3 protein-coding genes are annotated in these 14,469 nt (G+C 71.6%); all 3 read left to right on the forward strand.

Annotated elements, in window-relative coordinates; genetic code table 11:
* Positions 1–7: 7 nt before the first annotated feature.
* On the forward strand, positions 8–1,015 hold the full coding sequence (locus BM013_RS39295; protein ID WP_177225702.1) for a FecR family protein: 1,008 nt from the start codon (positions 8–10) through the stop codon (positions 1,013–1,015).
* A gap of 59 nt (positions 1,016–1,074) precedes the next feature.
* Positions 1,075–1,440, forward strand: coding sequence for a FecR/PupR family sigma factor regulator (locus BM013_RS39300; protein ID WP_093136039.1), 366 nt, complete (start codon positions 1,075–1,077; stop codon positions 1,438–1,440).
* A gap of 71 nt (positions 1,441–1,511) precedes the next feature.
* Complete coding sequence (locus tag BM013_RS39305) at positions 1,512–14,348, forward strand: filamentous haemagglutinin family protein (RefSeq protein WP_177225703.1); 12,837 nt, start codon at positions 1,512–1,514, stop codon at positions 14,346–14,348.
* Positions 14,349–14,469: the final 121 nt, after the last annotated feature.

Genomic DNA, 14,469 nt, shown 5'->3' on the forward strand with positions numbered 1-14,469 from the left:
GAGCGTCATGTCTTCCTCCAAACCCGAGTCCGTGCTTCAACGCCAGGCCCAAGCCTGGTGGGTGCGCCTGCACTCGGGCCAGGCCACCCGCGCCGACGCGGATGCGTTTCGCCAATGGGCGACCCACAGCACGGCGCATGCGCAGGCCTGGCGCGAGGTCATGCGGACGTGGTCCGCCCTCGATCCGCTGCTCGCCGAGGAAGCCGTGCGCCAGGCATCGCGCGCCCGCGCATTCCCCTGGTTCCGCGCCTTGTCCGGTACCTGGTCGGGCCTCTCGGCGGCCTTGCACTCCCCGGGGCGCCGGGCCTTTCTTGGCGGTGCGGTCGCGGCCTCGGTGGTTGCGGGCGTGGTCGCCGTCGATCCGCCATTGGGGCTGTGGCCTTCGGTCGGCGAGCTGACGGCGGACTACCGCACCGCCACCGGGGAGCAGCGGCAGCTGGCGCTCGCGCAGGGCGTCAGCGTGCGCATGAACACGCAGACGCTCATCAACCGCATCGGCGCGGGCGCGAACCCGCACGGCATTGCGCTGGTGACGGGCGAGGCCGAGGTCGCGGCGAACGGTGCGAGCGACTTCCTCGTCGAGTCCGGCGGCGGCCGCCTGCTGGCCCGTGCCGCGCGCTTCAACATCCGCCACACCGGCGCGCAGGTCTGCGTGACCTGCCTGGACGGCCGTGTGACGGTGTCGGCGAACGGCGAACAGCGTTCGCTCGAAGCAGGGCGGCAGGTGACCTATGACCAGCAAGGCCTGCGCGAGGTGGTGCGGGCGGACGAGGCCAGCGTGAGCACGTGGCGAACGGGCGTGCTGTCGTTCGACCGCATGCCGCTGTCGGAGGTGATCGACGAGATCAACCGCTACCGGCCCGGCAAGGTCTTCCTGCGCAACGACACGCTGGGCCGCACGCTGGTGCGGATGCGGCTGAACCTGCGCAGCATCGACAACGCGCCCGTGATGATTCGCGAGCTGTACGGCGCACGGCTGCGCAGCCTGCCGGGCGGCATCGTGGTGCTGAGCTGACGCCGCTCGAATAATTTACGGGTTGGGCCGCGCAGGCTCGTCATGGAGGTATGGAACCGATGCCTCATGACGACCGGCCGCGCACCGCGCGCAGCGACGACGCCTGCCTGGGCGAGGCGCTGGACTGGATCGTGCGCCTGAACCGCCTTCGCGCGAGCGAGACCGATGTTCTCGCGCTCCAGGGCTGGTGCGCGCGCAGCGCATCGCATGCGCGGGCCTGGCGCGAGGCCCTGGCGTTGTGGGGGCTGCTGTTGCCGGCCGCACGCGCGCCGTTGCAGCGCAGGCGACGCCGCGGCGCGGCCAGCCGCCCATCGATCGCCAGCGCCGCCGGCGACATCCGGTTCTTCGATCGCAGCGCCGCAACAGGTGCCGCACCGGACATCTCGTCCTCCTCGCAACTCCGCCGCAGGCACTCATGGTCTTGAACCCGTACACCACCCGTTCGCGCCGTTCCACGCTGGAACCCCGCGAGTCCGCTGCCGGCGGCGATCTCCGAATGACGCCGCTTTCGCGCGCGGTGGCCGTGGCGCTCGCCGCGCTCGGCGCCCTGGCGCCCGCGCACACGGCCCAGGCGGCGCAAGCCTTCAGCCCCGCATGGTTCGCCAGCAAAGGGGCTGCGCAGGCTGGTGCCGTGCAAACCGGCCGGCTGCCGAACGGCATGCCGGCGTCGAGCCTCACGAACCCGGCGCAGCAGCAACAGCAGGCGAACGAGCAGCTGCAGCGTTCGATCGGCAACCTGGCCCTGGCCGCGCAGGCCATTGCCGCGCAGCAGGCCGCACAGGCGGCGGCGCGCGAGGCCGCGCTGAAGAACCCGTCTTCCGTGCCCGACGGCCTGGCCGAAGGCGGCCTGCGGATCGACACCCACAGCCTCACGGCCGGCTGGGCCAATGCCAACGCACCGGTGCAGTCGCAGCAGGCCGACGGGCGCACGAACGTGGCGATCCAGCAGACCGGTGACAAGGCCATCCTGAACTGGGAGACCTTCAACGTCGGTCGCAACACCACGGTCGAATTCAGGCAGCAGGCCGACTGGGCGGCGCTCAACCGCGTGAACGATCCGCAGGCGCGGCCTTCGCAGATCCAGGGACAGATCAAGGCCGACGGCACGGTGCTCATCGCCAACCGCAACGGCATCGTCTTCAGCGGCAGCAGCCAGACCGACACGCGCAACCTGGTGGCGGCCGCCGCGCGCATCGGCGACGAGCAGTTCAAGGCGCGCGGCATCCACAGCGCGAAGACCGGCGACAGCCATGCGCCGAGCTTCACCGACGCGGCCGGCGCCGTGCGGGTGGAGGCGGGCGCGCAGCTCACGACCCGCACGCCCGCCTCCGTCAAGCAGGGCGGCGGCTACGTGCTGCTGATGGGCCAGGAGGTGAGCAACGCGGGCACCGTCACGGCGCCGCGCGGGCAGGTGCAGATGGCCGCGGGCGACTTCTTCATCGTGCGCCCCGGCCAGGGCACGGCAGCCAACCAGGCCTCGACCACGCGCGGCAACGAGGTGTCCCCCCAGTTCGTCCCCGACAGCACGGCGGGGCACGTGCTCAACACCGGCCTGCTTCAGGCACCCGAGGGCGACATCACGCTGGCCGGGCGCAAGGTGGTGCAGGACGGCGTGGCGCTGGCCACCACCACGGTGGACACGCGCGGCACCATCCACCTGCTGAACTCGGCGAGCGACAAGCTCGGCAGCGTCACGGTCACGCAGCGCGCGTTGAACGCGGTGCTGCTCGACGACAGAGGCGGGCGCACCGCGCTGGACAGCCAGCGCGACGCCGCCATCGCCGAATCGGGCAGGCAGAACAGCCTGCGCGCGGCGGCCGGTGTGTTCGACAACCTCTCGCTGCTGAACGACCGGCAGGATCTTTCGCGCATCGAGATCGTCTCGGGCGGCAACGTGCTGTTCGAAGGCGGCTCCACCACGCTGGCGACCGGCGGGCAACTGGCCGTGAGCGCGGGCAAGCTCGCCGGGCGCAGCACCGTGGCCGACGGCGCGCGGCTCGACGTGTCGGGCGCGGTGGGCGTTCGGATCGCGATGGCCTCGAACAACGTGCAGATCAACATCCAGGGCAACGAGCAGCGCGACGCACCGCTGAACCGCGACACCTCGGTGCTGAACAACGCCAACGTATGGATCGACCGGCGCAAGCTGGTGCGCGTGGCCGCCGGCGTGGGCGGCTACGACAAGGAGCGCTGGTATACGCCAGGCGGCCTGCTCGAAGTCGGCGGCTACCTGGGGCTGCAGGGCCACGGCATCGGGGAGTGGGCCGCGCAGGGCGGCAGCGTCGTCTTCGGCGGCGGCGAGCTGGTGACGCAGGCGGGCTCGAACATCAATCTCTCGGGCGGCACGCTCGACGTGCAGACCGGCGCCATCCGCCAGAGCTGGCTCAAGGGCAAGGACGGGCGGCTCTACGAGGTGTCGAACGCACCGGCCAACGTCGAATACACCGGCCTCTACAAAGGCTTCGAGGACGCGCACAAGCGCTGGGGCGACAAGACCACGGGCTACTTCTACAACCCGCTGATCGGAGCGCAGAGCCGGCTCGAAAACGGCTACACCGTGGGCCGCGACGCGGGCCGGCTGGTGGTGTCGACCGGCGCCGCGGTGCTGGAAGGCGACATCACCGCCACCGCGTACCAGGGGCCGCGCCAGGCAGTGAAGGGCGACGCCGCGCTCGACGGCTATGCCCAGTCGCACAACGCGGCGGCCCAGGCCGCGCAACTGGTGCTCGGCAGCTACACGACCGGCTACAACCCGCAGGCCGGGCCACTGCCGGTGGGCGCCTTTCGCATGCTCGCACCCACATTCGAGCGCATCGTGTTCGACGACACGCAACCGGATCTTGGCGCGGGGCTGACGCCGGACGGCGTGCTGCCGCAAGCGCGCAAGGACATCCTGTACATCAACAGCAAGCGCCTGAGCGGCTTCGGCCTCGGCGCGATCACGGCCCTGGCGAACGAGAGCGTGACGGTCGACAGCGGCCTTGCGGTGTCGCCGGGCGGCAGCATCGAACTGTTCGCGACCCAGGTCGCCGTGAACGCGGACCTCACCGCGCGCGGCGGCGCCATCGTTGTGGGCAATGCCGCGGCGCCGCTGATGCGCGCGGGCCTCACGCCCGTGCTCTTTCCGGCGCCGAGCGCCGAGAAGCCCGGCGAAGTCGTCATCGCCAAGGACGCGACGCTCGATGCGCGGGGGCTGTGGACCAACCTGCAGCTCGATCCGGGCAACGGCCTGGGCCTGCCGTACCTTGACGGCGGCCGTATCGACGTCCGCAGCGCGGGTGCGGTGACGCTCTCGGCCGGCACATCGGTCGATGTTTCTTCGGGCGGCGCGGTGCTGGTCAACGGCAAGACGCGCGGCGGGCGCGGCGGCGACGTGACGCTGGGCGCGGACATGACGCTCGGGCAATCGACCACGCACGGCCTGCTCACGGTCGACGGCGACATCCGCGGCGACGGCGTCAACGGCGGCGGCACGCTCAAGCTGATATCGGGCGGGGGCCTCGTGGTCGGCGGCCAGGTGCGCGGCACGGGCGGCTTGCTGAATGCGGGCGAGCGCGCGCCCTTCGACCTGATCCTGCTGCAGGACTACCAGGTCCGGGCCGGGGATCTCCTGGCGGTGGACTACACGTACGAACGCACGCAGGCGCGGCCGGGCGAGGCCGTGGGGGCGGCGCCGGTCTTCGGCAACGCTCCGGCAAACGCCGTGGTCCTGGCGGCCGACTGGAAACCGCCCGAAGCATTGGCCGGTACCGGCGCTTACACCTTGCAAGCCATCGTCAACGGCGCGACTCGGTTCTTCGACATCGGCCGGGCGGCGGCCGGGGCAATCATCCCGACCTTGCCGGCAGGCTCCACGTTGATCGGAATCACCAACACCTTTGCGTTCCCGCTGGGCTACAGCGTGCCGGCGAACGTGTTCCCGAACGGGATTCCCGTCACCCCTCAAGTCCTGACGGTCGCCGCCGGCCAGGCCGCACCGGTGGACTTCACGCTCGCAAGCGGCACCCAGGTGGCCGCCGGCTCCGTCTTCCGGCAGGACATGGCCACCCGGCCCAACACCGCTATCGACGCGGCCGTGCTGCAGTCGGGCTTTGCGCGCTACGACCTGAACGGCCACCTCGGCGTGATCGTGGCCGACGGCGCGCGGCTCGATGTCCGGATGCCCGTGTACCGGTTCACCGACGGATCGAACACGGTCGCGACCGGCCGCGACCCCGCGGCCGGCCTGGCGCTCTGGATGCCGCCCGTCTGGACGGAAGACCCGGTCAAGGGCGTGCTCACCCAGCGCGGCGGTGCCAGCCTGACCTTGCAATCGACGGCGGGCTCGGGCACCGCGTCGACGTCCACCGGCCCCATCGACATCCGGCCAGGCACTGCGATCGATGTCGACCCCGGCCAGGCGATCACCTTGCTGGGCCGCGACGTCACGGTCGAGGGCAAGCTCAGCGCACCGGGCGGCACGATCGCGATCGACCGGCCCCAGACCACGGCGCTTGCAACGCCGGGCCTCGTCTGGATCGGCGACCACGCCGTGCTGGATGTCGCCGCACGCGCGGCCACCGCGCGGGACATCTTCGGGCGGACCTACGGCCAGGTGGCCGACGGCGGCACGATCAGCATCGGCGGCGCGCTCGACTGGGACACGACGGGCGAGGCAAAAGCCGCCGACGCGTTCATCGTCATCCGTCCGGGGGCGCTGCTCGATGCCTCGGGCACGCGCGCCACGCTGGACCCCTCAGGCAACGCGGCGGGCCGCTCGCCGGCTCCCCTCACGGTGGCCAGCAACGGTGGCTCGATCGTGCTCAAGTCCAACCACGGCCTGTACCTGGACGGCACGCTGCGTGCGGCGGCCGGCGGCGAAGGCGCCGCGGGCGGCACGCTCGCGCTCGCGCTCGCATCGCCGATCTATGAGAAGGCGACCACCCGCGGCGACGTGCTGCGCCACCGCGAACTGGTGCTGGCGCAGACGCAGGGCGACAGCCCGGTGGCGGCGGCGCAGACCGTGGCGCACGCCAGGCGCGGGATGCTCACGGGCACCGCGCGCGTCGGCGTCGACCGCATCGAGGCCGGCGGCTTCGGCAATCTTTCGCTGCTGGTGGACGGGGCGCTCGGCTTCGACGGCAACGTCGCGCTCGACATGGGCCAGAGCCTGCGGCTGTATTCAGGCACCTACGCGCACGGCGAGAACACGGCGGCCGGCTCGACGGTGTCGCTGTCCGCGCCCTATGTGCGCCTGGCCGGCGCGACGCGCAGGGCCGCGGGCGACGCACAGGTCATGGCGATGGCCCATTGGGACAACGGCCCGTCCAACCAGCCGGGCGACGGGACGTTCTCGGTGCTGGCGGACCTGGTCGATGTCCGCGACGCCGCCGGCTTCGGCACCCACGCCGAGGTCAACCTGGGCATCGAGGGTTACACGGTGGACCGGCGCGGGTTCGAAACCGTCGATCTGACGAGCCGGGGCGACATGCGCCTGCTCAAGGGCGGCGTGCTGACAGCCGGCAACATCCGCCTGACCGCCGCGCAGATCTACCCGGGGACCGGAACGGCCAACACCATCACGGCCGGCTACAAGCGCGGCAGCGGCTACGTTCCAGGCAGCGTTCTGTCGATCCACCGCTACGGCGAAGGCGATGTCGCGTTGCCCTATTCGGCCTTCGGCAGCATCAACCTCGGCGCCGAGACCATCGAGCAGGGCGGCATCGTGCGGGCGCCCCTGGGACGGCTGACCCTTGGTACGGAAGTCGATCCCGTCACGGCTGCGACGAACCGCGTGACGCTGCTGCCCGGCAGCATCACCTCGGTGAGCGGCGAAGGCTTGCTCATGCCCTACGGCGGCACGGTCGACGGCCTGAGCTACCTGTACAACGGCCAGCCGGTGGTGCTCAAGGGCGTGGGCGACCTGGACAGTGGCGTCAAGGTGAACACGCGCCACCTGGACGCGCAATCGGGCTCGGTGCTCGACCTGTCGGGCGGCGGCACGCTGGCGGGCGCGGGCTTCGTGAGCGGGCGCGGCGGCTCGGTCGACGTGCTCGCCACGGCCCTGGCCAACGTGAATCCCGCCAACGGCTTCAGCCGCGCCGGCAATGCCGTCTATGCCATCGTGCCCGGCAGCGCGGCCAGCCACGCGCCGGTGGCGCCCGACGCGGGCTTCGGCACGCCGGGCATCGGCCAGCAGATCACCGTGCCCGCGGGCGTGCCCGGCCTGCCTGCCGGCACCTACACGCTGATGCCCTCGAGCTACAGCCTGCTGCCGGGCGCCTTCCGGGTGGAGATCGGCGCGGCCGACCGCATCGGCCTGGCGGGTGTCACGAGCGTGGGCAACGGCTCCTATGTTGCGGGTGGCTACCTGGGCGTTGCCAACACGTCGATCCGCGAGGCGCTGCCCAACCAGGTCGTCATCACGCCGGGCGACAAGGTGCGCAGCTATTCGAGCTACAACGAGACCGGCTACAACGCCTTCGTGCTGGCGGACGCGGCGCGGCGCGGCTTCCTGCGCGCGGCGCTCACGTCGGACGCGAAGACGCTGGACATCATGCTGTCCAGGCCGTCCGCGGAGGACGCGGACCGGACCGCGCTGAAGTTCGACGGCGAACTGCGCCTGGGTGCGCAGCCCGCCAGCGCGGGCTTCGGCGGGACGGTGAGCGTGCGCAACCTCGGCGAGGTTCTCGCCGCGGGGCGGGCGGCCGACGAGACGCTGGCGGGGGCCTCGGTCCACGACAGCGAATTGAACAAGCTGGGTGGGTCGCGCCTGGTGCTCAACGGCACGCTGGGCCCCACCTATGGCCAGCGCGGCCGGATTGTCGAGATCGTGAGCGCCGGCAGCCTGATCGTGCGCAGCGGCGCCAGCCTGTCGGCGGGCGAGCTCATCCTCGCGGGCGCGCCTTCTCCCATCGCGGATGGCCGCATCACCGTCGAGGAAGGGGCATCGCTCAGCACCATCGGCAGGGGGGCGGCGAGCTATGGTTCGAACGACGGCTATGTGTTCGTCGGCACCGGGGTGGTCGCGCTGTCCAACGGCTGGTTCAACCTTCTTCTCGCGCAACCTGCCGTGGGGCAAGGGTCCGGAACGGTTGCCATCGATATCGGCAGTTGCGTGAGCGCGGCCTGCAACGCAGCGACCCGGCTGGTGTCGGGGGGCACGCTGGCGATCGCGACCGGGGGCGCGCTGACCCTGGCCGACAACGTCTCCTACGGAACGCGCAACCTCTCGCTGGCGCTGGCCGCGGTCAACCTGGGCGAGGACGCCGGCATTGCCGCCGCAAGGGCCGCCGGGCAGCTGCCGAGCGGGCTGGTGCTCAACCAGGCCAAGCTGGACCAGCTGCTGGCAGGCAACACCGCCACCGGCGCTCCCGCGCTGGAGACGCTGACGCTGAATGCGCGGGATGCCGTGAACACCTACGGCGCCGTGAAGCTCGATGCGTCGAGCCTCGACCGGCTGGTGCTGGGCACGCCCGCGATCTACGGCTACGGCGCGGCGGGCGACGTGGTGGCGATCCGCGCCGGCGAGTTCGTCTGGACCGGTGCCGAAGGCGCGCCCGGCGCCGCGGTCGCCGGGCTGCCGGGCGGCGGCACGCTCGACATCGCGGCGCGCTCGATCGTGCTGGGCCACGGCCCGTACGCGCAGGCCGACGGCACGCAGACCGATGCGCGGCTCGCGCTGGGCTTTGCCGAGGTGAAGCTCACGGCCTCCGAGCGCGTGACTTCCAACGGCGGCAGCACGCTCTCGGTGTATCAACGCCAGGGCGCGTACACGCCGGGCGAAGGGTATGCGTACGAAGGCGGCAACCTCGTGATCACGTCGCCGCTGCTGACGGGGCAGGCGGGTTCGAAGAACGTGATCACCGCGGGCGGCGCCATCACCGTGGCCGCGCCGGCAGGCGGTTCGACGGACGCTGGCGACGCACTGGGCGCCACACTGGAACTGAGGGGGAAGAGCGTCGGCCTGGAGGGCAGCATCGTGCTGCCCTCCGGGCGGCTGGTGCTCGCGGCAACCGACGGCATCGTGCTCGGCGCCGCATCGCGCATCGACCTGTCGGGCCGCAAGGTGTCGCTGTTCGACGTCGACAAGTACAGCTGGGGCGGCGACTTCGTGCTGACCAGCGCGGCGGGCAGCATCACGCAGGCCGCGGGCTCGGTGATCGATGTGTCGGCGCGCTTCAATCGCGGCGGCACGGTCGAGGCCACGGCACTGGGCGCGGCACTGGGCGCGGATGCGGGGCGCGTCGAACTGCTGGGCGCCATTCGAGGCAGCAGCAGCGGCACCTACGACGCGGGCGGCACGGTGGTGCCCTACGACGCGGGCGAGCTCACCGTGCGCGCGCAGACGCTGGGCGATTTCGCCGACCTCAACCGCCGGTTGAACGAAGGCGGCGTGTTCGGTGCGCGCCGCTTCCAGGTCAAGCAGGGCGACCTGGTGGTGGGCGATGGCGTGAAGGCCCGCGAGGTGTCCATTGCCGTCGATGGCGGCAACCTGCGCGTGGACGGGCGCATCGACGCCAGCGGCTTCCAGGTCGGCACGATCCGCCTTGCGGCCAAGGGCGACCTCACGATCGACGGCACGCTCGACGCGCACGCCACGGGCCTGCGCGTGGACAGCTACGGCAAGATCATCGACAGCCCCAACCGGGCTGTCGTGGACCTCACCAGCAGCGAAGGCATGCTGACGCTGGGCGGCGGGGCGCGCATCGACCTGCGCGCCGGCACCGGCGTGGCCGTGGGCGCCGGGCGCGGCCAGAACGATGGCCGCTCGCGCGGCACGCTCGACCTGAATGCGCCGCGCATCGGCACGGACGACGTGGCGGTCACCGTCAACGGCACGCCGTCGATCCAGGGCGCGAAGACCGTCGCGGTGAATGCCTTCCGCAGCTACGACGATGCACCGCTGGCAGCCCTGCCCGACGTGTCGGGCTACCGGCCGCAGCTCATCACGCAGGGCATGCTCGACCGCATCGACGGCGACAGCCAGGCCTTCATCAACGCGGCACTCGGCAACACGGCACTGAGCAGCCGGCTGGCGGGCCTGGGCGGCTACCACCTGCGCCCCGGCGTGGAGATCGTCAGCGACCGCGTGAACAACCCCCATGGCGACCTCACCATCGACGGCGACCTGGACCTTTCGGGCCATCGCTACGGACCCGGCGCCGACCGCAGCGATCCGGCGCGGCGCGGCTACGGCGAACCGGGCCGGCTGGTGATCCGCGCGGCCGGCGGGCTCAACGTCCACGGCAGCATCAACGACGGCTTTGCGCCGCCTCCGGCGACGCTGGACGACAACGGCTGGGTGCTGACGGAGGGGGGACGGGCCGCATTCGGCGGCGACATCGTGGTGCCGATCGACAACGTGGTGCTCGACACCGGAACGGTCTTCGCTGCTGGATCGACCCTCAACTACAGCGTGAACGTGGCGGCGATGACGCTGCCCGCGGGCACTGTGCTGCCGGTGGACGCCGTGCTCACCGGCACGCTGAATCTCTCGGCGGGCACGGTGGTCGCCGCCAACATCTACAACGCCGACGGGTCGGTGGCCTATGCGGCCGGCACGGTGCTGCGAACCGCCACCGCGCTGGGTGCCGGCATGCGGCTGGGCGCCGGAACGGCGTTGCGCGCGCCGGTGGGCGTGGGCGCGCTGACCTGGCCCAAGGGCGTGGCGCTGCCGGTGGGCATGACCACCACCGGCCAGACCGTTCTCGCGCGCGGATCGCTGATTCCGTCGACGACAACGATCGAACTTCCGGGCGACCAGCCCATCGACCTGCGGCCTTCGGTGAACGGCGTGCAGGGGCGCAACTGGGCGGTGGCGCCGATGCTCGGCGAAGGCGCCACGTCGTGGGACGTGCAACTGGTGGCGGGCGCCGATCTGGGTTCGGCGGACCGGCGCGCGCTGAACCCGGCTTCGACCGCGGCCATCCGGCTGGGGGACACGCACGCGGTCAGGGACTACATCATTGGCAGGAACACGGTCATTACCTGGGGGCCGACCGCGAACGAAATGGGCGACTATGTCGAGGGCGACGAAGTGCCGGCGTCCGAAATGTGGGTTTGCGTCTTCGATCCGTCCTACTGCGTGGAGACGTCCGGCCCGCCCAGCGTCACGGGCAGTCAACTTGCCGCGCCGGCGTTCAGCGTGCTTCGAACCGGCACCGGCGATCTCGAGATGCTCGCCGCCGGCGACATCCGCATGGATTCGCTCTACGGCGTGTACACCGCCGGCTCGGCAACGGCGGTCGACGCGGCGTACAACCGGCCGCGCGGCAAGGACGCCAGCGGTTCGCCGATCGGCCCGCAGTCCGAGTTGCTCGACTACGGCGCCGCCCTGGCGACCTACCGCGCCTGGTATCCCGACCAGGGGGGCAACGTGCTGATCTCGGCCGGCGGCAACCTGGTGGGCGACCTGGCGGGCAACGAGCTGTCGAGCGTGTTGCCGGGCAACTGGCTGTGGCGGCAGGGCTCGGGCACGGCCGCCATCGACCAGGCGATCCCCACGTCGTGGTGGATCAACTTCGGTGCCTACACGGCCACGACAGAGCGAAGCAACCGGAAGGCGCCGGACCTCACCGGCTTCACGGGCATCGGAACGCTGGGCGGCGGCGACGTGCGCATTCGCGTGGGCGGCGAGGCGGGAACGATCGGATTGCGCAGCGGCCAGAGCAGCGGGGCAAACCCGACGGACCGCAGCGAAGGCCTGGTGGTCGCGGTGGCCGGCACCGGCCGCGTCGGTGCCGACGGCACGCTCACGCTGACCGGTGGCGGCGACATCGACATGCGCGTTGCCGGCGCGCTCAACCCCAACCGCAACCTGAGCACAGGTTCGGAGAAGCTCGCCCTTACCGGCGCCGTTGCAAACCTGCGCGGCGCCACCGAGGTCAGCGCCGCATCCATCGGCAGCCTGGGCCTGCAGTACCTGTCGGGCACCTTCAAGTTTTCCGACCCGGTCGACGCACGGGGCATCGATCCGTTCGCGGCGAGCTATGCCAACGCCAGGGGCGGCATCAACCTCGTGCCGGGCGACACGGCGATCTACCTGCAGACGCGCGGCGACCTGGTGCTCGGCGGCGCGTCCGATCCGGGGCGCAGCGGCACGCCGAACAGTTCGGCCTTCTCGTTCGATGGCCAGGCGCCCGGCTCGGGGGGGCAGGGGTGGTTCAGCCTCTGGACCGACCGCAGCGCCATCAATCTGACCTCTGCCGGCGGCCACCTGACGCCCACCATGGCGGCCGGCGACAACAGCCAGTTGCGCACCACCTCGAGGGACGCATGGATCGTCTACCCCTCCATCTTCCGGGCCGCGGCCCTGACGGGGAGCCTGTACTACGGCTACGCGGCGCTGCCGCTCGCCGTGGGCAACCCCGACATGATCAGCTACGGCCTGACGCTCGCGCCGTCGGCCACCGGTGAGCTGGAGATGCTTGCGGGCGGGTCCATCCACGCGGGCCAGTATTCGGTCGGCATGTCCGGCATGGGCACGCCGTTGCCCACGCCGTTCAACCCCGCATTCGCCGGCCAGGCCCATGGCGCCGGCAAGGTGCTTGTGACCAATGCCGCGAGCGACGGCCCGGCGATCTCCGGGCCCGTCGACCAGCCCACGCTCATCCCCACGCTCTTCGCGTTCGGCCCGAACACGGCGGCGGTGCCGCTGGACCGCGCGGGCGATGCACCGCCCGTGCGCTTCTATGCCGCGGGCGGCGACATCATCGGGTTGAAGACGGGCGAGGTCATCGCACGCGGCGAGAACACCTGGTACAACGCCGCCGCGCCGGTCCGCGTGATGGCGGGCCGGGACATCGTCAACACCGGCGTCGCACCGGGCGGCTCGACCGTGAGCTCCCAGGAACTCGGGGGCCGGCTGCGCGGCAACCTGATCGTCCACGGCAACGCCACCGATGTCTCCGTCGTCTCCGCCGGCCGCGACATCCTCTACGCCAACTTCGACATTGCCGGCCCCGGCACGCTCGAAGTCTCGGCGGGCCGCAACCTGCTGCAGGAAGACCGCGGCGGCATCACCTCCATCGGCCCGATCGTTGCGGGCGACACCCGCCCGGGTGCTTCGGTTGCGCTGATGGCCGGCGTGGGCGCGTCGGCCCTGGACATGTCGGCGATCCGCACGCGCTACCTCGATCCGGCGAACCGCGCCGAGGCCGGCGCGTCCCTGGCCAGCCAGCCGGGCAAGGCCGTGAAGACCTACGAGGCGGAACTCGGCGCGTGGCTGAAGGCGCGCTACGGCTTCAGCGGCACCACCGCGCAGGCGCTGGCGACCTTCGACGCGCTGGCGCCCGAGCAGCAACGCATCTTCCTGCGCGAGGTGTACTACGCCGAACTGCGCGAAGGCGGCCGCGAGTACACCAACTCCGACAGCAGCCGCACGGGTTCGTACCTGCGCGGGCGCGAGATGATCGCCACGCTGTTCCCCGACAGGGATGCGGCCGGCCACCCGGTGGCGCGCGGCGGCGACATCACGATGTTCGGCGGCTCCGGTGTGCGCACCGATTTCGGCGGCGACATCGAGATGCTGGCGCCGGGCGGCAAGATCATCCTGGGCGTGCAGGGCGCGGTGCCGCCGGCCACCTCGGGCGTGATGACGCAGGGGCAGGGCGACATCCGCCTGTTCAGCGAAGGCAGCCTGCTGCTGGGCCTGTCGCGCATCATGACAACCTTCGGCGGCGACATCTTCGCGTGGTCGGTGAAGGGCGACATCAATGCCGGCCGCGGCTCGAAGACGACCGTGCTGTTCACGCCGCCCAAGCTGGTGTACGACAACGTCGGCAACGTCGAGATCTCGCCGCAGGCACCGAGCTCGGGCGCGGGCATTGCCACGCTGGCGCCCATTGCCGAGGTGCCGCCGGGCGACGTGGACCTGATCGCGCCGCTGGGCACCATCGACGCGGGCGAAGCGGGCATCCGCGTGTCGGGCAACGTGAACGTGGCGGCGCTGCAGGTGGTGAACGCGGCCAACATCCAGGTGAAGGGACAGTCGGCGGGGGTGCCGGTGATCGCGTCGGTGAACGTGGGTGCGCTCACCAACGCCAGCGCCGCCGCCGCGCAGGCCGCCACCGCGGCGCAGGACGCGGTGCAGCGCGAACGCGCCGCGCAGCGCCAGGCGCTGCCTTCGGTGTTCACGGTGCGCGTGCTGGGCTTCGGCAACGAGCCAACCGGTGGCAGTGGAGGTGGCAGTGGAGGTGGCGGTGCCGGTGGTGCCGACGACGGCAAGGCCTCGGCCACGCCGGCCAGCTACAACCCGCGCAGCGTGATCCGCGTGCTGGGCGGTGGCGGCAGCCTGCCGCCTTCGGCGAGCCGGCAACTGACGGACGAGGAGCGCGCCAACCTGCAACGCTGACCCGCGCCCGGCGCCCCGGCCGGAGGGCGCATCCGTTCGTTCTTCCCCTGTCCCAAGGCCCGGCCTTGTCCGCCGCCGGCGATGCCGGCAGGCGGGCCTGCCGGACTTTCAGCGAAAACAA

It is taken from the genome of Variovorax sp. OK605, assembly GCF_900115445.1.
Classification (GTDB): domain Bacteria; phylum Pseudomonadota; class Gammaproteobacteria; order Burkholderiales; family Burkholderiaceae_C; genus Variovorax.

Coding starts and splice junctions, on each gene's coding strand:
- BM013_RS39295 (WP_177225702.1), top strand. CDS start 8: ATGTCTTCCTCCAAACCCGAGTCCGTGCTTCAACGCCAGGCCCAAGCC.
- BM013_RS39300 (WP_093136039.1), top strand. CDS start 1,075: ATGCCTCATGACGACCGGCCGCGCACCGCGCGCAGCGACGACGCCTGC.
- BM013_RS39305 (WP_177225703.1), top strand. CDS start 1,512: ATGACGCCGCTTTCGCGCGCGGTGGCCGTGGCGCTCGCCGCGCTCGGC.